At 27.1% G+C, this 21,563-nt stretch carries 19 protein-coding genes; 3 read left to right on the plus strand and 16 right to left on the minus strand.

Annotation, left to right across the window (positions count from 1 at the left end):
* Positions 1 to 131: 131 nt before the first annotated feature.
* Positions 132 to 1,118, minus strand: a complete 987-nt coding sequence (locus BZ132_RS00070; RefSeq protein WP_286940014.1) for a cobalt-precorrin 5A hydrolase — start codon at positions 1,116 to 1,118, stop codon at positions 132 to 134.
* A gap of 13 nt (positions 1,119 to 1,131) precedes the next feature.
* A complete protein-coding gene (locus BZ132_RS00075) occupies positions 1,132 to 2,091 on the minus strand; it encodes a cobalamin biosynthesis protein (RefSeq protein ID WP_112149798.1) in 960 nt (319 codons plus the stop codon).
* 764 nt (positions 2,092 to 2,855) lie between these two features.
* Between BZ132_RS00075 and BZ132_RS00080 the strand changes: the two genes are divergently transcribed.
* Positions 2,856 to 4,010, plus strand: a complete 1,155-nt coding sequence (locus tag BZ132_RS00080) for a Cdc6/Cdc18 family protein (RefSeq protein ID WP_011405620.1) — start codon at positions 2,856 to 2,858, stop codon at positions 4,008 to 4,010.
* A gap of 53 nt (positions 4,011 to 4,063) precedes the next feature.
* On the opposite strand, the gene BZ132_RS00085 is transcribed toward BZ132_RS00080, so the two are convergent.
* From BZ132_RS00085 to BZ132_RS00110, 6 genes are all read right to left on the minus strand, one after another.
* Positions 4,064 to 4,384, minus strand: coding sequence for a cupin domain-containing protein (locus BZ132_RS00085; protein ID WP_011405621.1), 321 nt, complete (start codon positions 4,382 to 4,384; stop codon positions 4,064 to 4,066).
* Between the two features lie 283 nt (positions 4,385 to 4,667).
* Positions 4,668 to 5,582: an aspartate carbamoyltransferase gene (gene pyrB / locus BZ132_RS00090; protein ID WP_112149217.1), complete on the minus strand. Its 915-nt coding sequence runs from the start codon at positions 5,580 to 5,582 to the stop codon at positions 4,668 to 4,670.
* Between the two features lie 17 nt (positions 5,583 to 5,599).
* Positions 5,600 to 6,334, minus strand: a complete 735-nt coding sequence (locus tag BZ132_RS00095; protein ID WP_112149218.1) for a tRNA (adenine-N1)-methyltransferase — start codon at positions 6,332 to 6,334, stop codon at positions 5,600 to 5,602.
* Between the two features lie 56 nt (positions 6,335 to 6,390).
* Positions 6,391 to 9,204 carry a DUF3427 domain-containing protein gene (locus BZ132_RS00100; RefSeq protein WP_286940022.1) on the minus strand — a complete coding sequence of 938 codons (2,814 nt, stop codon included), beginning with the start codon at positions 9,202 to 9,204 and terminating at the stop codon, positions 6,391 to 6,393.
* Between the two features lie 16 nt (positions 9,205 to 9,220).
* Positions 9,221 to 9,607, minus strand: coding sequence for a (deoxy)nucleoside triphosphate pyrophosphohydrolase (locus BZ132_RS00105; RefSeq protein ID WP_011405625.1), 387 nt, complete (start codon positions 9,605 to 9,607; stop codon positions 9,221 to 9,223).
* Positions 9,608 to 9,611: 4 nt separating this feature from the next.
* Positions 9,612 to 11,870, minus strand: coding sequence for a DEAD/DEAH box helicase (locus BZ132_RS00110; protein ID WP_286940027.1), 2,259 nt, complete (start codon positions 11,868 to 11,870; stop codon positions 9,612 to 9,614).
* A gap of 205 nt (positions 11,871 to 12,075) precedes the next feature.
* Between BZ132_RS00110 and BZ132_RS00115 the strand changes: the two genes are divergently transcribed.
* Positions 12,076 to 12,219, plus strand: a complete 144-nt coding sequence (locus tag BZ132_RS00115; RefSeq protein ID WP_158005523.1) for a hypothetical protein — start codon at positions 12,076 to 12,078, stop codon at positions 12,217 to 12,219.
* Between the two features lie 95 nt (positions 12,220 to 12,314).
* On the opposite strand, the gene BZ132_RS00120 is transcribed toward BZ132_RS00115, so the two are convergent.
* From BZ132_RS00120 to cobT, 5 genes are all read right to left on the minus strand, one after another.
* Complete coding sequence (locus BZ132_RS00120; protein WP_048059786.1) at positions 12,315 to 13,535, minus strand: aconitase X catalytic domain-containing protein; 1,221 nt, start codon at positions 13,533 to 13,535, stop codon at positions 12,315 to 12,317.
* A 7-nt stretch (positions 13,536 to 13,542) separates the two neighbouring features.
* Entirely contained in the window at positions 13,543 to 14,910 is a 1,368-nt protein-coding gene (locus BZ132_RS00125; protein WP_011405628.1) for a DHH family phosphoesterase, read from the minus strand.
* On the minus strand, positions 14,876 to 15,277 hold the full coding sequence (locus tag BZ132_RS00130; RefSeq protein ID WP_011405629.1) for a 30S ribosomal protein S15: 402 nt from the start codon (positions 15,275 to 15,277) through the stop codon (positions 14,876 to 14,878). Before BZ132_RS00130 ends, BZ132_RS00125 begins: the two co-directional genes overlap by 35 nt.
* A gap of 101 nt (positions 15,278 to 15,378) precedes the next feature.
* Positions 15,379 to 15,930, minus strand: a complete 552-nt coding sequence (locus BZ132_RS00135; protein ID WP_011405630.1) for an XTP/dITP diphosphatase — start codon at positions 15,928 to 15,930, stop codon at positions 15,379 to 15,381.
* A gap of 53 nt (positions 15,931 to 15,983) precedes the next feature.
* On the minus strand, positions 15,984 to 17,063 hold the full coding sequence (gene cobT, locus BZ132_RS00140; protein WP_011405631.1) for a nicotinate mononucleotide-dependent phosphoribosyltransferase CobT: 1,080 nt from the start codon (positions 17,061 to 17,063) through the stop codon (positions 15,984 to 15,986).
* A gap of 123 nt (positions 17,064 to 17,186) precedes the next feature.
* Here cobT and BZ132_RS00145 point away from each other — a divergent pair, with 123 nt between their 5' ends.
* Positions 17,187 to 18,791: a bifunctional N(6)-L-threonylcarbamoyladenine synthase/serine/threonine protein kinase gene (locus BZ132_RS00145; protein ID WP_112149222.1), complete on the plus strand. Its 1,605-nt coding sequence runs from the start codon at positions 17,187 to 17,189 to the stop codon at positions 18,789 to 18,791.
* A gap of 7 nt (positions 18,792 to 18,798) precedes the next feature.
* Here the strand turns inward: BZ132_RS00145 and BZ132_RS00150 are convergent, their stop codons facing one another.
* From BZ132_RS00150 to BZ132_RS00160, 3 genes are all read right to left on the minus strand, one after another.
* Positions 18,799 to 19,629, minus strand: a complete 831-nt coding sequence (locus BZ132_RS00150) for an undecaprenyl-diphosphate phosphatase (protein ID WP_112149223.1) — start codon at positions 19,627 to 19,629, stop codon at positions 18,799 to 18,801.
* 206 nt (positions 19,630 to 19,835) lie between these two features.
* Complete coding sequence (locus BZ132_RS00155; RefSeq protein ID WP_011405634.1) at positions 19,836 to 20,756, minus strand: branched-chain amino acid transaminase; 921 nt, start codon at positions 20,754 to 20,756, stop codon at positions 19,836 to 19,838.
* Positions 20,757 to 20,829: 73 nt separating this feature from the next.
* A complete protein-coding gene (locus BZ132_RS00160) occupies positions 20,830 to 21,429 on the minus strand; it encodes a hypothetical protein (RefSeq protein ID WP_011405635.1) in 600 nt (199 codons plus the stop codon).
* Positions 21,430 to 21,563 lie beyond the last annotated feature (134 nt).

Here is a 21,563-nt window from a genome sequence, read left to right on the forward strand (position 1 = left end):
AAACTTATAAAAAGAAATAATAAATTAAATACATGTTAAAAAAAGTTTAAATAATATCAAATAAATAATTTAAGAAAAATAAAAAAAAATAAAAAATATGTAAAAGACATGAATTTCAAGTGTAACTTTTTTTAGCCATTCAATGATACTGCAATTGTAACACCATCATATGCTGTTTTTTTAAAGATTAAATGAGAATTATCATTTGCTATTAAACACGTTGGTTCACAAACACCCTTTACTCCAAATTGTTTCATAACAAAGTCTGACTTGGAACATTCCTCATTTTGATAAGTTTTAATAGAATCCATTGGTATTATTTTCAGAGATTTATTTAATTGTTTTATATTTTCAAGTATTCCTACTTCATTTTTCTTAACATCAGCTGTTGCAAAAAAATCAATTCTTTCCACAGGTATTTCAAGTATTTTACATGCTTGTTCTATTGCATTTTTAACTTTAGATGGAGATATATTACGTCTTGCACCAATACCCATAACTAACTGTTTAAAAGTTAAAATAACTTCATGATTATCATAGATGGATTTAATATAATCTATTTTATCATCAAAATGAATGTTATATGAACTTTTAATATTATCTGTTAATATATATGAATACTTATATGGAAGATATAAATCAACAATTTTATTATCAACTAATGCTTTGTTAATGTATTGTATATTTTTAGGATATTTAATATGACAATAATAACGTTTTGCTATTGAATCAACACCTATTTTATTATTCACATCAGTTGATGTGGTAATTACAGGTGTTGAATTGATAATAGATGCTATTTTTGTTGTTAAATCATTAGCTCCACCAATATGTCCACTAAGAAGACTTATAACAAAATTACCATGATCATCAATTAATATCACCGCAGGATCTGATAATTTTGAATTTACATAGGGTGCAATGGATCTGATTATAATTCCAGAAGCCATTATTGCTATAATACAATCATATTTATCAAAAATTTCTTTAACAGTACTTTTAATATTTTTATGATACTGTTGTATATGTAATATAAGTGGATTTTTTACTAAATTTTCATATAATTTATCAGAGATTATTTTACCTTGATTTGTAACAGATAATATTGCTATTTTCATATTAACATACCTCCTACATTAATAAGACTATAAATATTAAGTATATTACTAGAATTGTAATTATAAATAAAATAGAAGTTACTTTTGTTATGTTTATTGCTTGTGTTATTTTATCTTTAGTTAATTTATCAGTTCCATATCCTAATTCATAAACATTTTCCTTTGTTAACTTAATATTTAAAGCTCCTGCAGTTGCTGCCATAGAATAACCACTGTTAGGACTTGGTGTTTTTAAAGCATACTTTTTCATAACATCATATGATTGTTTATAATCATATTTTAATATAAATGCTGCAAATATCACATAGTATCCAGTTATTCTTGCTGGAATGTAATTTAATAGATCATCTAGTTTTGCAGGATAATATCCTACATCAATTAATTCTTTTGTTTTATATCCAAGCATTGCATCCATTGTATTTGATGCTCTATATATCATTGCAAATAGTATTGAAAAAAATATTCCAAATGGTAATCCAAGTAGTGCTGTGTAAAATAATGGTGAAATTATACTATCAGTAATATTTTCTGATAGTGTTTCTATTGCTGCTGATGTTATTCTAGACTCTGTTAATTGAGTAGTATCTCTACTTACAAGATATGACATTGATTTTCGTGCCTTATTAATATCTTCATTTAAATCATTTTGAATATCTTGTACTGATTTAATTAGGAAATTTATTGAGAATGTTGTTGATAGAATTAATGCTGCAAATATTAAGTATAACCATTGATTTATTAACATTAAAATAATCAGAATTAACAATGTAACTACTACAACAATAAAATTTGTTGTTAAAACTATTAAAAGTCCAGAAAATCGTGTGTTAGGTAAATAATTCTTTAATCTTGAAATTATATTACCCATGTAAACTACTGGATGTATTTTTGTTGGAACTTCACCAAGTATCATATCAATTAGTATAGCTAGGAATATTATCGAAATTCCATATATTAAACTTTCATATATCATTATTACTATATTATTTTTTTTAAAGTATATAATAGAGGTGTATTTCAAATGTAATTTTTTTCACAAAAAAATAAAATCAAATAGTGAGACATACTTTGCAAGTGTAAAAAAAAGTTATCTAAAATAAAATAAATATATGAGAGGTACATTTCAAGTGTAAGTAAAAATATATTTTGGAAATATAAAAAAGAAACATGAATTTCAAGTGTAATGAAAATTTTCTTTGAAAAAAAAATTAAATTATAAAAGTATATTTCAAGTGTAAATTTTTTTTTAAAATATAGTAAAAAGTATTACTATATTAAAAAAAAGTATTTTAGTATTACTTTTTTAGATATTTTTAAAATTAAATATAATTAAAATATTTTAAAAAATAAGTATTATTTATTAGTTATTTATTATATATTATACTATTTATTATTATTTTTATTTATTATTTATTATTTATTATTATTTTATTATTTTAAGTATTATTTTTATTTATTTTTTATTTTAATATATATTTTTAAGTTTTATTAAGTAAAATAAGTAAATAATCTTATTTAAATATAAAATAAAGTATTTTTATTTTTATAAAATAGCTTCTTTCTAGGAAAAAGTAAGGGGATATCTTATTTATTTTACACTTGAAATATAGGTCTCACTCTCTAAACATTTTTATAGTATTAAATAGAAAATATTAATTATTTAATTTTTCACTTGAATTTATATTACTACCAATATAAATATACTTGAAATACATCTAAGATTCTTTGGAGGATAAAATGAATAATATATTTAAAACAATCAACAATAAAGATTCGATATTTTTAACAAAAAAATACCTTGATCATAGATTTATACCTGAAACTCTACCTCACAGAGATGAAAAAATTAAATCCATTGCTCAATATTGGGTAGAATCACTTGATAAAATAACACCTCCTGACATTACCATTTACGGTAAAACAGGAACTGGTAAAACAGCTGTTACACTCTATGCTAAAAAACAGTTAGAAGAAGTAGCTGCTGAACAAAATCTAAATATTCGTGTCGAATACATTCGTTGTACTGATTATAATACAGAATATCAGATACTTGCACGTTTATGTCAACAATTAGGAAAACCTGTTCCATATAGAGGATGGACAAAAGCAGAAGTAGTAAATGCTTTTAGAAATTTATTTAAGAAAAATATTCTTGGTGAAGATTTAATTTTAATAGTAATTTTAGATGAAGTGGATGTTATTCTTAAAAATGATGGAGACAATATATTATACACATTAACACGTACTGATAATGTAGCAATTACATCAATAAGTAATTATATTGACTTTAAACAATTCATTAAACCTAAAGTAAAAAGTAGTTTAAGAGATAGGGAAATTGTATTTCCTCCATACAATGCACAACAATTAATAGATATTCTAAAAGAAAGATCAAAAGTATCCTTCAGTGAAGGAGCAATATCTGAAGGTGTAATAGCATTATGTTCTGCACTTGCTGCAAAAGAAGAAGGAGATGCACGTTATGCTCTTGATTTATTAAAAACATCTGGGGAAATTGCAGATGAAAAAGAATCTTCTGTTATTGAAGAAAGTTTCGTAAAAGAAGCAAAAGATCGTATTGAACATAGTAAAATAATAGATGTTGTTGTAACACTTCCAATTCAACAACAAAAAGTTCTTGAATCAATAACTTACTTAACAAAAAAACGAGAAGAAATAACTTCTGGAAGATTATATGAAGTTTATCAAGATCTAGCTAAGAATGATAAAGTATCTTATAGAAGAATCTTTGATTTTATTAATGAATTAGAAATGTTAGGTTTAATTTCTACAAATACAATCTCTAGGGGAAGAGGTAAGGGACGAACAAATATTATCACACTTCAATGTGATATAGAATTAATAGATAAAGCATTAATATATAAAGATTAATTCTTTATCTACTATTTTTTATTATACTATTTTTATTATTAATTATCTATTGTTTAATTTGATTTAATCATTGTTAATACCATTTTAAATCTTTCTTTTGCATGTAATGCATGTGGAATATTTGCTGGCATTATAATCATATTACCTTTTGTAAGTGTAAATAATTCACCATCAATAGTTAATTCTAAAGTTCCATCAATCACTTGAACCATAGCATCAAATGGTGCTGTATGTTCAGATAATCCTTCATTTTTATCAAATGCAAAAACAGTTACTGTTCCTGTTTCTTTTTTAATGATTTCTTTACTTACTACTGAACCTTCCTGATATTCTACTAATTTTTCAGTTTCATAGATTGTTGCTTTTTCACACATAATTTTTAACTCCTCTATTTTTGTTTTTATATATTATAATTTGTTTAATATATTTATGTTACATTTGAAGTGAATCTATATGTTATTTTTTTGGAAACATATTTACACTTGAAATCAATCTTCTTGTTTTTCTAAATTTAGATTTATACATTTGAAATACTTCTTTTTTTTATTCTTATTAGATTTGAAATCTATATTTATGTATTTTTAACCATAGTTACACTTGTAATTCATCTTTCATTATTTTTTTTACACTTGCAACTATTCTTCTTGTTTTTTGAATTTATTTTATTATTGAATCAAGCAATGCCATCCTTACTGGAACACCATAAAATGCTTGCTTAAAGTACATAGCATTTGATAGGTTATCTACATTAAAGTCAATTTCATCAACTCTTGGAAGAGGATGCATTATGATGGTATTAGAATCTTTTAAATTTTTACTAGTTAATGTGTATTGACCTTTTACTTTTAGATATTCTTTAGGATCAGGAAATCTTTCTTTTTGAATTCTAGTCATATATACAACATCCACATCATCAATATTTTCAATTAAAGAATTTTTAATAGAAAATTTACAATTTAATTTCTCTAAATCTCTGAGAATTTCTGGTGGCATTTCTAATTCACTTGGTGATATAAATACAATTTCCACATTAAACATTGCAAGTGCATAAACTAAACTATGAACTGTACGTCCATACTTTAAATCCCCAACAAGAGCAATTTTTAAGTTTTTTAATTCACCTAATGTTCTTTTAATAGTATATAAATCTAGCATAGTTTGTGTTGGATGTTGTCCTGCACCATCACCTGCATTTATCACTGGAACATCAACAATATTTGATACAAATCTAGCAGCTCCTTCCATATCATGTCTTAAAACAATAGCATCAGTATATTGAGAAACTATTTGAGCAGTATCATATAATACTTCACCTTTTTGAATACTTGTACCTTGTTTTTGATTAAATCCAACAACATCTCCACCTAAACGTTTCATAGCAGTTTCAAATGATAAACGTGTACGAGTTGATGGTTCATAAAACATAACACCTAATAATTTACCATCCTTTTCATGACAAACCTTCTGAGATTTAGCAATAGGTTCCATTTCCTCAGCAAGATTCAATATATATTCAACATCACTCTTTTTAAAGTCTCTTATAGATATTATATTTTCTAAACTAAACTTCATATTCAAATCACCCTTTCTTATAATTTTCTAGCAAATGTAATATAACCAGTATGACCAGCCATTCTACTGTTTGGTCGTGTTTTATTCTTCTTAATTTCTAATTCTCTAACATTTCCTTCTCTAATTTTAATGTTTTTAAAACCAGATTTACCTAATACTTTATTAACAATTTGGAACTGTTCAACATATGGTGTGTAAACAGCTATAAAACCACCAGTTTTTAGTATTCGATATGCATCTTCAATAACTTCTCCAGGTTTTGGTAAATCTAGAAATACTAAATCTATAGAATTATCTTCCTCTTTAAAGCCTTCAGTTACATCTTGATTATATAATGTTATATTTTTAAAATCAGTGCCACTAATATTTTCTTTAATTATTTTAACAAAATCTTCTCTAATTTCATAACTAGAAACATGACCATCTGGACCAACAATATTAGCAAAAAATAGTAGACTACTTCCAGCACCAGTACCTGATTCAACAATTTTACTACCATAACCAATACCAGTAAAACCAGTGATTAATCCTAAATCTTGTGGTAATAAAATAGAACAATTTCTTTTCATTAAATCAATATAATCATTAATGTTAGGTTCAATTACAGTATATTTCTTACCCATATGAGTTTCAAGTACATCACCAACCTTAGCATTTATAATATCTTCCTGAGATATTACTCCTTTTTCTGTATGAAACTCTGTATCATGTATTACATATTTTCTATTTTTCTTGTCTACTATTATTTTCATATTTAATCCCTTGTATTATTATATTGCACTAAATTTTATTTATTATTTTTAATCTTTTAATTAATAAAATATTCATAAATATCCTCCCTAATAGGATACTTTAATTTAAGTTTAAAACTAACAGTATCCCTAAGAACATTATCCTTATCTTTAACTTTAGTCTCTGTAGGTTCTGTTGGAATAATTGGTCCCATATAATAAAATTCTTTTCCTTCATCATTGTTTTTTTTCATAAATAAGTAGAATTTCATGTTATTTTTTTCATAATCCATAATTTCCCTAATATCCTTAGATTCAAAAGTTCTAGAACTTGTTGCCATCCAACTTAGAGTTTGATTATCATAGAGTTTATTCACATACTTAGTACTCTCAACACTATTTTCTCTTTTATCATAAGTAACACAAAATGGGCATGTTTTTTCAGCTTCTATGTTATTTTTAATAACATAACCATATATTGCATCTTTTTCAGGCCAATTTAAAAGACGAGCAATATCTTCCCTTGAATATTTCTCATATAACTTGAAATTCATGTTATCAATATGTTGAATATATTTATCACAGTATTGTTTGAGACCTAATTTAATTAAATCAAACATATTTTCTCTAAATTCATTTTTTTCAAGTAATTTTTTGAATTTATCAGTAATTATAATATTATTTTCAGTTATATTAATAAATGTGGCTTTTTTGTATAACTTATATTCTCTTGGCTTATAAAATGATTTATTAAGGACACGTAGAGCACTTTTAATACTTATTTTATTGTTTGTTATGTTGTAGTTATTTTCTAAAATATTTTCCAAATCATCTATTTCAAGTGTATTATTTTGAATAATTTCTTTAAGTATTATTAATTCATGTGGTCTTTTACCATTAATAATTTTTAAAGTTAAAAATTGAAGATATAATAATTCCAATTCAGTTAATTGAAGTTCATATTCTATATCAATCTTATTTACCATGTAAGGATATGTTTTACTAGATTTTAATGAATTTAATTTATGCATTGCATTAATAATAAAACTAATATCTAACTGTTTATATATGTAGAAGTCATATAATGTAGGAATTCTACCAATCTTATTTTTAAGTTGAATATATTCATTTCTTATGAAATTTAAATTGTTAAGTTTAGCCCTGTTTATAGAATCATATATTCTTTTTTCTGATATTCTATCAAAATGTACAGTTGAGCTTCCTACTAATAAATTATTTCTATTGATCATGAACTTTCTAATATTATCCTTGTTGTATGTGGTATCTCCAGATAATGCAACAGGTATTAAAAAGTTATTTTTATAATTACCAATAAAATCAAGAACAACAACAAATTCTTTATTACTATATTTACGTAGTCCACGACCAAGTTGTTGAATAAAAATAATACTACTTTCAGTTTCACGTAGCATAACTATTTGATTTACTTCTTTAATATCTACACCCTCATTAAAAATATCAACAGTAATAATATAATCTAAGTTATCATACCTATCATCATTAACCAGTCTATCAATAGTATCTTTTCGTTCTTTCTGAGTGTTATTTCCACTTAAACTAAGTGTTCTATAACCTCTATTATTAAATTCTTTAGATAATATTTTAGCATTATGTATATTGTTACAAAAGATTAATCCTTTAACTCTACTTCCACTGTAACCATAATACTCTATATTTTCAATGATATTATCTATTCTAGTTTTGCTCATATCATTTACATCTATAGCATTATCTGTTATTCCAAAATAATTAAATGAACATAACATATCCTCTTCTAGAGCATTTTTTAATCTTATTTCATAGATAATATTATGATTAAAAAGTGAATATATGTCAAATTCATCACTACGATCAGGAGTAGCTGTCATACCCAGGTAGAATATTGGATTAAAATAATTCATAATCTTTTGATATGATACAGATCCTGCCCTGTGAACTTCATCAATAACAATAAAATCAAAATAATCTCTATTATATCTTTCATAATTTTCTTTTTTAGACATCATCTGCACAGTACTAAATAGGAAATCCACAGAATAATCTTTTTTATTTCCAGAAAGAATTCCTAAAGTCTTTTCATGAAATATTTTACCATAGGATTTCATTGCTTGTTTTGCAATCTGTTCTCTATGCACTAAAAAAAGTATTTTTTTAGGATTAATTTCTTTCAAGGCAAATGCAGATGCAAATGTTTTACCAGTACCTGTAGCACTAATAAGCAATCCTTTTTTATCATTTTTTGCTAATGATTTTCTTAGATTTTTAATGAATGATTTTTGCATATTGTTTGGAGTTAATGTTTTATGTCGTGGTTTTATCCATGAATCGATTTGGATTTTTTTATTTTCATTATATAAGTTAGTATATTCATCAATACATTCACATAAAGGTATTGCTTCTGTCCAATATTCATTAAATGTTTCTATTATTTCATTGTTTATTTCTTCATCTGAATCTGGTGATATGAGAAGATTCCATTCTTTATTAACAGTCAATGCTTTTTGAGTTAAATTAGAACTTCCCATTATGATGTTGTAGTGTTTTTTATTTTTGAAAATATATCCTTTTGTATGAAAACCAAAATCTGTTTCATTAACAGAATATAATTTAACTTCTATATTTTTTAAGTTATTTAAACGAATAAGTGCCCTTGGTTGACTAAAAAATAAGTAATCTGTAGTTAATATTTTACCAGGAATTTTTTTTTCTTCTAATTCCTTAAGAATTTGAAGTAGGGGAGTTATACCACTTTCAGTAATAAAAGCTACACTGATAATAAATTCATCACATTGTTTTAAATTACTCTCTATTGTACTAATAACCTTGATGTTATCCTTAGTATTATTTAAAATAAATTTAGATTCTGACATAACTCCACCTTTTTTTTTAATTATTGTTAATTATATAGTCTATAACTTCAATATCTGCTGGTAGCCACTTAACAGTGTTTAATTTTTCACGTTTAAGCCATGCATATGCATTATGTTCTAATAATGTAATATCATCATTTAATTTACATAAATAACAGTGCATTGTAAGTTTAAAAGTGGGATAAGTGTATTTTACTGTTAATAAAAATTTAATGGGAGTAATATCAGCATCTAACTCTTCTTTAATTTCTCTAACTAAAGCTTCTTCTCTTGTTTCATTAGGTTCTATTTTTCCACCAGGAAACTCCCACATATTAATAAATTCACCATATCCTCGTTGTGTGGCAAGATATTTATCATCTTTTTTTATTACTGCTGCAACAACATTTATTTTTTTTAACATTATCTTACTCCTTAAATTCACGTTGTGTTACATCTATGATATTCGTTGCTGTTTTTTCTCCAATTCCTTCAACATCTTTTAATTCATTTTTTGATGCATTTACTATATTTTTAACATTTTTAAAATGTCTTAATAGATTTTTTGCAGATACTGGACCGATTCCTGGAAGACTTTCTGTAATAAATAATTGTTGTTCTGGAAGTGTTACAGGTTTTGTTTGTGTTCTAATACTTACGGGTTTTTTATTATCTTTATCTTTTTCACGAAGAGCAATTCTCTTTAGCATGAATGCAGTGTCTGTTTCATTCTGTGTCTGTATAATTGGTATTTTAAAGTCAAGTGCTATAGTTGCAAGGGCACCTCTTATAGCATTTGGATGAAGGAATGTATGATAAATGTTTTCCCCTTCAATTATCATTAAAGGTTTTTGACAATTGTTACTTAATTCTTTAGCTTGCTGATATAATCTTTTATCTGTAATTGACTTACTAAAATCATCAATAGTTTTTCTTTCAATAATAATATCATCAGTTATTTGATAATCACCAACACCCATGGTTCTTACCTTAACTTCACAATTTATCTTATCAAGTTCACGCATGATATTGGAATTTTTCTCCCTATAATCAACATAGATTACAACTTCTGCTTTATCAGAAACCTCTTTTGTATCTATTTTATTTTTATTAGAATCATATACTTTAACATCTTCCTTTTTTGCAACGTAGTTTTCAAGTGTAATTTCCTTTTTATGAGAATTATAAACGTTATTTCTCATAGCCTTTTCTTTTCTTTGACTTGACCAGTAATATGATTCGTCAAGAGTACCTTTAGTCATTAAAATAAACATTTCACCACTATGTTTTCGTCCTGTACGTCCTTTTCTTTGAATCATTCTAATTTCTGAAGGTACAGGTTCATATAATATAACATAATCTACAGAAGGTATATCTATCCCTTCCTCTGCTACACTTGTTGAAATTAATATATTATAGTCCTCATTTTTAAAAGCATTAATTGTTTCAATCTGTTTTTTCTGACTTAAACCCTTATCATTCTCACGAGAAGCCTGTCCATAGAAACGTAGAGCCTTAAGATTATTCTTATTACAATTTTCATATATCGACTTTGTAGTATCTCTAAATTGACTAAATACAATTACTTTACTTTTTTTATCATCATCAATTATTTGATTAAGTAATTCTATTAATCTCTTCATTTTTGGATGATCAATATCTTGTTGTTTATATCTTCTAGTTAAAAGTACTGCTTTATTGAATTTATAATCATTTTTAAGAGATTTTGCTGCTTTGGTTTTCTTTTTCTCTAATTTATTAAAGTAATTATTTAAGGTTTTAATACTCTGTGTTTCAAGTAATTCCTGTGAATGCATTATATTAATAACTTCAGTTAAAATAGATACTCCAGTAAAATACTCCTTTTTAGGATTACTACTAGATGCAATCTTTTGTTGTAATCTTTTTTGTTCAACAAGAATTTCTCTTTTCGATGGCTTTGAAATTGAATCAATAATTCCTAATTTTTTAAGAGTTCTTAACCTAATTTTAAGAGTTTCAGAGAGTAAATCCTTAATTTCCTTTAATTCTTCTGTAAGTTTTACTTTTATCCACTTTGTCTGCACTTGATTAAAATATGGTGCAACATCAGCATCATCTTCACTTTTTATTATAATCTCATTAACATATATGTTATGAGAAACTTCCTTAATCTTTGATTCTTCCCAACCAGGACTGGCAGTTAATCCTAATATTAACTGATTCTTCGCCTGTTGCACATATTTTTGGGCAAGATAGACATAGGAATACGATCCCACTGCATGATGACATTCATCAAGAATAAGTAAACTTATATCTTCAAAGTTATATTCCTTTGATATTATATCAGATTCTATTGTTTGTGGAGTTGCACAGATTACTTGGTTTTCATTCCACAATTTTTTTCTATCACTTGGCTTATCATTTCCAGTTAAACTTGTAACACTTGCCTTTAGAAATTTCTTAAAACTATGTTCATGTTGAAGAGTTAATGGTTTACTTGGTGCTAATATAAGTATTTTACTGTTTTTATAGTGTTTTAAACGTTCTGCTGAGACTAATGCTGCAATAACTGTTTTACCCATAGCAGTAGGTGCAACTATCATGGTGTTACCCTTTTTAAGGACACTCATAGCTAAATTTTGCTGATATAATCTTCCTTCTATTACATTCTTATTTAAATATTCATGTTCAATCCAGTTTTTCATGATAATAAATTCTTTGTTTTATATTGTTTATTAATCCTAGTTTTTTTATTGGGTATATTATTATAATTTGTATTACATTTCTATAAAACTAAACAATGTTTATCTATTTGTATACAAATAATTATAAATAAAAGTAAATACTATATAATAATATACAAAGAATTATAAAAAAGAATAAAAACTTGAACAAAAGTAGGTATTTAAAATGAAAAAATTATTATCAACTAAAAACATTCCAAAAAATAACTTATCAAAATTAGCAGAAACTGAAGAAATAATGAAAAAAACATTTCTTAAAAAGATGATGTTTGGACAATATGCAGTAAACAAAGTTAAATTCACAGCTTAAACTCCCAATAAAAATCCTTTTTTTTTAAATAAAATTCTAAAAATATAAAAAGAGTAAATATTAATATAAATTAATTATATTAACATAATAATAACTTATTCTGAAATCATATTTATTAAATTTTCAACAGTATCGTATACAACATCTAATTTACACATATTTGGAACATAATTTGCTGCTTTAGCAGAATTTACTCCGATAACTTCATAGTCTAACTCTTCAATAGGAGCAACAACCATACAAGTATCAGATACAATTTTACCTCCAGCTTTTTCAATAATATCCAAGTATCCACACTGTTTACTTATTGATTTAATAGCTTTTGAAGTACAAATCCATAGATCTTTAGTTAATTTCTTGTCTTTAACTAAGTTAGCAACTTCCTGAATTTCAGATATAGATGCATGAGGACAACCAAGACATACTAGATCAGGTATTTTATCAGTAGTAGTTAATTGTTCAAGAGTTTCTTCAATCATGTTTTTATCAACAGTCACTGTTTCAAGTTCTTCAAATGAATCATGACACCTTGAATAATCAGCCTCTGGAGTAACATTCTCCACATGGTACAAACTCACAGCACCACTAGAAGCTAGAGCTGCACCTAATGTTTTTAAATTATTACGTCCAGGATTTTTATTAATTCTAAAGTATGGTTTTTTATCATTAACAATCTGTCCAACATAATAACCTAAAGCACCAATTTCTGCTTCATTTACAAAATCATAATCTACATTAAATATCATATCAGCTACTCTATTTTCAAGTATATGATTTCCATAATATGGTGTTCTTCCAACAATAGCTGCAAGAAGTGCACTTGGTCCACCTTCACGATTAGTTCTAGCACCAATAACACTATTAACATAACATACAGCAGATGATTCTGACCAAGCAACATGTTCATTAAGCATAGGTGTATTTCCTATAAGATATGGTGTACATGTACAAGTACTCATAACACCAATACTTTCATATCCATTGATTATATCAATTTGTTTATCAGTAAATTCTTTACTAAATCCTAATTCCTGCCAATTCTCAATATCTACACCTGCAGGATTTAACATGGTTTCAAGGGTAACATCTGCCTTTTTACCTAAATCAACTACAAAATCTAATCCAGCATCTCCAATAGTTTTATATGAAACTCCAGATACTTGGGCAGATGTAATAGGAATCATTTTTTCAGCATCATATATTTTACCTAAACTTACTAGAATTTCCATACATTCTGCTTTTCCTTCTCCATATTCACCATTATACATGTCTTCTTCATATTTTGTAAGCTGCATATTATCACAATCTTCTTTCATATTTATATTATTTCTTAATTTGATATTCAACCATTTCATCAACAAGATGGATGAAATTATCCTTTTGATTTGCTGGTATAGTTGCACCAGCTGCTATGTTATGTCCACCACCAGAACCATTAAAGTTATTTGATGCTTGGTTCATAATAACACCAAGATTTACTCCTTTTTCAATCATATTATCAGTGGTTCTTGAGGATACTTTAATAAGGTTATCCATCTTCATAAGACTTAATATAGGTTTATCTGGTAATAATCCAAGATCTATACCAATACTACTTACAGCAGCAGCAATTTTCTTCTGCTCCTTATCTTCAGTATAGATATATTGAATATTCTCCTTTTCAATACTACCTTCTCTTTTTATCCACTCAATTCCATTTTGCATAGTACTACCATACTTAGAAAGTAATGATTTAGCATATTCCATTTGTTGATATTTTCCCATTTGAATACTTATTGCAGCAGTATATTCTTTATTTTTACCACATGCATTTAATAGGTTAGAATACTCCTCAATATTAGTTAATTCATTTCTAATATTTGGAATAGTGTATATTTTTCCATAAATATCCTCATTAATACTTATTAATTCATTTTTAAGAGTTTCATATTCTTCTGGGGATAATTGATGAAGTAACTTATCTTTAGGAATGTCATGTTCCTCTAAAAATATTCTTGTTTTCTCTAAATCTCCAGATAATCCATTAATTATTGGAGTATACGTGTATGTGATGGATTTATCAAGTGTTTGAGTATTTGCATAAGCTAATTTTAATTCATTTTTCATAACAAGTGTATTATTCGCAACACCTTCATCTAAAATTAGTTTGTTAATTCCTTGAGGACCATTTTTAAATTGCATATCTCCATATGCACCAGTTAGAGCCAAACCTGCTAATTCATAATATTCATATCCATGTACAGATAAATATGAAAGACCTGAACCACTAACTTCTTTGGTTCCATCAATATTAAAAATATGAGGATTTACGTGAATTATTTCTTTATTATCTACTTGTATTTCTGGATTAACACCTTCAGGTACTTGATGATGATCAGCAATAATAACATCACCCTTTAATTTAGAAATACTTTCTAGATTTCCACTTCCCATATCAGAGAAAATAAATAATTTATATCTGGATTTATTAAGTTCTTTAACATTACTGTCTCTAAGACGTGGTAATATTGTAATATGGAATTTACCTCCTGCTTTTTTTATTGCATTTGCAAAAATTCCAGCAGAAGTTAGTCCATCAGCATCGTTGTGAGAAATAATTCTCACAACATGCCCTTTTTCAATATGTAATCTAAGAAGATTACAAGCTTCATCAGCTCTATTTAACAAGTAAAGCTGCTGTTTTTGGATCATATCTCCATCCTTCAGGAAGAACATTGTTTCTTGTGTAGTATTTTACAAGTCTTCTGATTTTAGATTCTATTTTAATTAATCCTCTTTTTGTGTGAATATCTTTTGGATTTTCTTCGAGGTGTTCTCTTATGTTTACAGCTCTTTTAATTAAGTTTAATAAGTCTTCAGGATATTCAAAGTCAGTTCCATTTCTTTTAAGAATATCTGTAATTTTTTCTCCAAGCACTGCTTTAGTATTTGGAATTCCATGTTGGTCTCTTAATGTAATACCAATTTGACTTGTACTTTGTCCTTCTTTATGTAATTTTACTATTAATTCTTCAATTTCTTCTGGGCTTTGTTCTACCCATTCAGGTTTTGCTGCCATATTTTTTTACTCCATAAATTTATTTTTATAGTATTTTATATTATTATTTAAAAAAATCATAGTTTCTTTTTTATAATTTCAATAATATAATAATTGACTATTCACAAATTAGAATACCAGTTAGCAAATTTCTCCATTGATAATCTTCTATGTGAACATTCATTTTTTTCATCAGTAGTAAGCTCTCCATATGTTTTATCATATTTTTCAACATAAAAGAGTGGATCATATGCAAATCCATTGTTACCTTTCTCTTCTGATAAAATTTCTCCAGAAACAACACCTAAAAAAGTCTTGGGTTCACAATTGGGTGCACAATAACCAATACATGACCTGAATTCGGCATATCTATCTGGCTCATCTTTCATTAATTTTAAAATACCCTTATTTGTTATAGTATCTTGGACATAAGATGAGTATGTTCCAGGAAAATCATTAAGGGCTCTAATAAACAATCCAGTATCATCTACTATAACTGGTTTTTGAAGTAAATCTGCAACATATTTTGCACCAAATGCTGCTACTTCTTCAATTGATCCTTGAACTTCAGGATAACCTGGATTTTCATGATCAACTTCTATACCAAATTTTTCAAAGATACCTCTTGCCTCTTTAACTTTATGTTTATTTCCAGTAATAAATGTTACTCTCATTTTAATCATTAATAATATTTTTTTTATAAAAAAAAGTGGAATGGAATGATATATTATTCCATTTGAGCTTTAGCAATTTCTTCTACTTTTGCACGGTATTCATCAGCTGTTTTTCCATTCAGGAGTGCATAAAGTATAGCTCCACCAGCTCCTACGCCTTCTTTTATAGATCCTTTTGTATATCTTGCTAATCCTTCATTTTCTGATTTTTCAAATTCTGGATCTGCTGCATAAACAGTTAAGTTTTCATCGATTTGATTTGCAATATCTAACATGTTTGATGTTTCATCATTTACAACATATACAGTTGTTGCAATAGCAATTTTACTAAAGTCAAAATCTGGTTCAATAGCTTTTATTGCTCCACATACTGCTAACATTTGTGTTCCACCAGCAAGTGTGACTGGTACATCACTACCAATAGCAAGTCCTGCTATAGCAATGATTGTAGGATCTCCTGCAACTTCAACAGCTTTAAAAGCATCGTCTTTTAGATCTCCTGGTTTAAGATTATTTTTTGCTAATGCTGCATCTACAACACTGTTTTTTAATTCATGTGGATTTATTTGCATACATCCACTGATTTTATCTCTTACATCGTATCCTAATGCTGTTAATACACCTTGTGCTGTTGTAGTACCTGCAGGTGTGGATTCAGCAATCATAATATGACTAGTTAATTTAGATAAAGTTTTTGCAGTTATTAGAGCATTGTCAAATATTTCTTTAGGATTTGGAACACCATTACCTTCTCTTAAGTCTCCTCCAGGTTGTCCATTAAGTTCAATGTATGGAACTTTAGGAGTAACTTCAAGTCCTGCATTTATTGCAATGAACGGAATATTAAGTAAATCAAGGGTTGCTTTAGTAAGTACTCCTGGAGTAGGTGTAGGATCTCCATCTTCAACTGTCATAGCAATTTCTGGAAGACTCAGTGCCATATTTTTCATTATAAGTTCTGCATCTAATGCAGGAGTGTATGGTGTTAATTCTGGACTTCCACCAGCACCACTAATACCTGGTATTTTAGATACTGCTGTATTTGATAAAACACATGCGAAAATAATATCATCATTGTTTCTAAGTCTTTCTAGTTGTTTTTCTGATCCATATATTTTTATATTTTCTGTCATTTACATCACTAACTATAATAATTCATTACTTATCTATACGATTATATTATTAAATATAGTATCAAGATATAATAATAGTTATTAATTAATTTTAAAGAATAATTTAAATGGAGAGAACATTAATTGATTTGTCTAGGAATAGAGGGTACAGCAGAAAAGTGTGGTATTGGTATTGTGGACTCTGATGGAAATATATTAGCTACTTGTGGATGTCAACTTTATCCAGAAGTAGGTGGAATTCATCCAAGAGAAGCAGCAAATTTTCATGCAGAACACATTGTACCTTTAATTAGAGAGGCACTTGAAGAGTCAAATTTATCTATTAATGATATTGACTTAGTGTCTTTTGCAAAGGGTCCTGGTCTTGGACCAGCTTTAAGAACTGTTGCAACTGCTGCAAGAAGTTTATCTCAAAATATTGGGGTGCCGTTAATCGGTGTAAATCATTGTATAGGGCATGTGGAGATTGGGAAATTAACAACTGGAGCTAAAGATCCTTTAACATTATATACAAGTGGTGGTAATACTCAAATAATTAGTTATGAATCTGGAAGATATAGGATTATTGGAGAAACATTGGACATTGCAATTGGTAACTGTTTAGATCAGTTTTCAAGGGATATTGGTTTAGGACATCCTGGAGGACCTATTGTTGAAAAACATGCAGAAAATACTAATAAAACAATAGAATTACCCTATGTTGTTAAAGGTATGGATTTATCCTTCTCTGGAATTTTAACTAGTGCTATTAATAAGTATAAACAAGGTGTTGACTTAGATGTAATATGTAATAGTTTTCAACAAACATGTTTTGCAATGCTTTGTGAGGTAACAGAAAGGGCAATAAGTTACACTGGAAAGAATGAAGTGTTGTTATGTGGAGGTGTTGCTGCAAATAGTAAGTTACGTCAGATGCTACAAGTTATGTGTGAGGATCATTATGTTGACTTTTACATGCCTCCTATGAAGTATTGTGGTGATAATGGTTCTATGATAGCAAGAGTGGGTCTTTTATCATATGATGAGAATAAATGTGGTATAGAAAATAGTTATATTAATCCAAAGTATAGAACAGATCAAGTAGAAGTTACATGGATAAAAGATAACTTTCAGCATAATATAAATCTCCCTGATAATATTAAAGAAAAAGGTGCTGAAGCCGATATAATTGAAGGTATTTGGGATGAGAGAGAAGTTATTATAAAACATCGTGTTAAAAAGAACTATCGTGTAGATAAACTAGATGAAAAATTAAGATTAGAGAGAACTAAAGAAGAAGCAAAATTACTCTCTGATTGTAAAAAATATGGAGTAACAACACCCTATATCTATTCAATAGATCTTAATAGAAAAGATATTATTCTAGAAAAAATAGATGCTCCTAAGTTACATGAAATAATAAATACTGATAAAGATATAAAGAAAATATTTACAAATATCGGAGAAATGGTTTTTAAAATGCATGAAGGTGAAATAATTCATGGGGATCTAACAACAGCTAACATACTCATAAAAGATGATAAACCAATATTCATTGATTTTGGACTAGGAAAGTATAGTAATCTCTTAGAAGATAAAGGAACAGATCTACTTGTATTTAAAAAATCATTAAATACAATAATTCCAGAAAAATCAGAAGAACTATTTAATTACTTCTTAAATGGTTATGATAATGAAGATGTAATTAAAAAAATAGATGAAATTGAAAAAAGAGGAAGATACCTCTAAATTTTTTTTATAATACCACTGATAATATAATTGTTATAATACCTATTATTGTACAATAGTATGCAAAAATATCTAAACTCCAACCTTTAATCATTTTCATAAGTAATTTTATAGATAAATATCCAAATATTACTGATGATATAAATCCAGCAAGAAGTACACTTACTGATGCATCAAGTGTAGCAATATCCTTAATTTGTATAAGACCTGCTCCAATAACTGCAGGAATACTTAATAAGAAACTATATCTAGCAGCATATTCTCTGTTTAGTCCAAGACATAATCCTGATGCAATTGTAGATCCAGATCTTGAAATACCTGGAAATACTGCAAGTCCTTGACAAATACCAACAATCAATGCTTGTTTAAAGGACATATCTTTTTGAGTAATTTGTCCAGATGAATGTCTTTCTGAATAATAAAGAACAGCAGCTGTAACAAGTAGGAAAATACCTACAAATAAAGTACCTCTAAATATTGTTTCAATAGCATCCTTTAATAAAATACCCATAATTCCTGTTGGAATAGTACCTACAATGATTAACCATGCAAATCTTTTTTCTGGAACTCTATGAAGTTCTCTTTTAAATATATCTACTCCTTCTGTAAGATCAATAATACTAAGAATAAATCCTTTTATCAGATTTATAATATCCTTCCAAAAGAAGGTAAAAATAGCAACTAATGTTCCTATATGTAATATAGTGTCGAATGCAAGTCCAGTTTCAATACCAAGAAGGGCTGGAACTAAAACAAGATGACCTGAACTACTAATAGGTAGAAACTCACTAATTCCCTGAACTGCTCCTAAAATAATAGCACTTAATATATCTAACAATCTATCACCTAATTTTTTTTTATCTAAAATTTAATAAATTATTTACATAAAATTGATAATTATCATAAATAAGTCTTTTCTATGTTAATAGATAAATATGTATTGTTCAAATAATAAAATTATTGTTTATTTAAAATTTAAGAATTAATATGATATTTTTTTTTATAAACATCATTTAAAAAGAGAAAAAAATGAAGATTGAACAATTATATAAAGTCTAACCATCCATATTTATCTTCAACTTTGTTATTTACTATATCAAATAGGCTATCTTGTATTTCTTTAGTTACAGGGCCACGTTTTCCTTTACCTATTTGTATTTTATCAATAGATCTTATTGGAGATAATTCTGCTGCAGTACCACTAAAGAATACTTCATCAGCTGTGTATAATCTTTCTCTAGGTATTGTTTCTTCTCTTACTTTATAACCTAAATCTTCTGCTATCGTTATAATAGTATTTCTTGTAATACCTTTTAATACAGATGAACCAATATCTGGTGTGTATAATTCTCCATCTTCTACAAAGAATATATTTTCACCAGTACCTTCTCCAACAGTACCTTCATAGTTAAGCATAATACTTTCTTTGTATCCATTAGTTGTTGCTTCTATTTTAGCTAATTGTGAATTCATATAATTTGATCCAGCTTTAGCTAAGTTTGGCATAGTGTCTGGTGCCATTTTTCTCCAGGATGATGTGCATACATCAATTCCTTGTTCTAGAGCATCTTCTCCAAGGTATTGTCCCCATGCCCATACAGCAATAACAGTTTCTATAGGACAATTCATTGGATAAACACCAAGTTCTTTGTATCCTCTGAATACTACTGGTCTTATATAACAAGATCTTATGTTGTTTATATTTATTGTATCTTTTACAGCTTCACATAATTCATTGCGTGTGTATGGAATGTCCATTCTGTATACTTTAGCAGAATCTTCCAATCTTTTCATGTGATCTTTTAATCTAAATACTGCTGGTCCATTTTCTGTGTCATAGCATCTAATACCTTCAAATACGCTACTACCGTAGTGAACTACGTGTGATAAAACATGTATTTGAGCATCTTTCCAATCTACTAATTCACCATTAAACCATATTTTTCCTGTTTCATCAAATGCCATTTTATTATTTCCTTCATAGTTTTTTGTATATTATAATATATATTACTTAGATAATATCTATTTTTTTAATAATTTAATATTCTACTTGTTCTTGTGATACTTCTTGACTTTGTGAGTTGACACCACGTGTACTTACTTCAGTAGGATTTTGTTCTGGAGTTTCTACATTACTTGTTGTTGATTGACTATTATCAGCACCACCAACATCACTACTATTATCAGTTGTTGTGTTATTTATTGACGTGTTTTGGGAAGTTGTATTATTAGTTGTATTATTTTGGGTTGTGTTTTGTGTGTTATTTGGATTAGAATCTGGTTTTATTATATTTATAATACTATTTATAAAGTAATTCCAAATATTTATCACTGGATTTTTTGAGGAATAGGTTGAATCTTCTGCTTTATCTACTTGTTTACAGGAACAATCATTTGGACAGTTACATGTTTCATTACAGTAGTAGCAATTATTGTTATTTCTTATTTTAGTTTCATTTTCAGTTATTATTTTATAATTTGGGTCTTTACATAAACATGAATTACTACATTGACAATCACTGTAGTTACATGCATAGCAGTGGTTATTATTATAAGTAGAATCAGAAGCACTAATTGAACTTATAGAAATAAGAGCTACTAATGAGATAAGGCCTATTAAAATCATCTTTTTATTCATTATTTTCTCGCTCAATTTTTATTTGTTATTTAATAATTTTTTTTTCATGATTTAAAGGATTATCTATATTTTTTTCTATTATTTTTATATTTTTCATATTTTTTTAAATCATAACCGTGGCTTTCCAGTTGCTG

It is taken from the genome of Methanosphaera sp. DEW79 (assembly GCF_003266085.1).
In the GTDB taxonomy this organism is placed as follows: domain Archaea; phylum Methanobacteriota; class Methanobacteria; order Methanobacteriales; family Methanobacteriaceae; genus Methanosphaera; species Methanosphaera stadtmanae.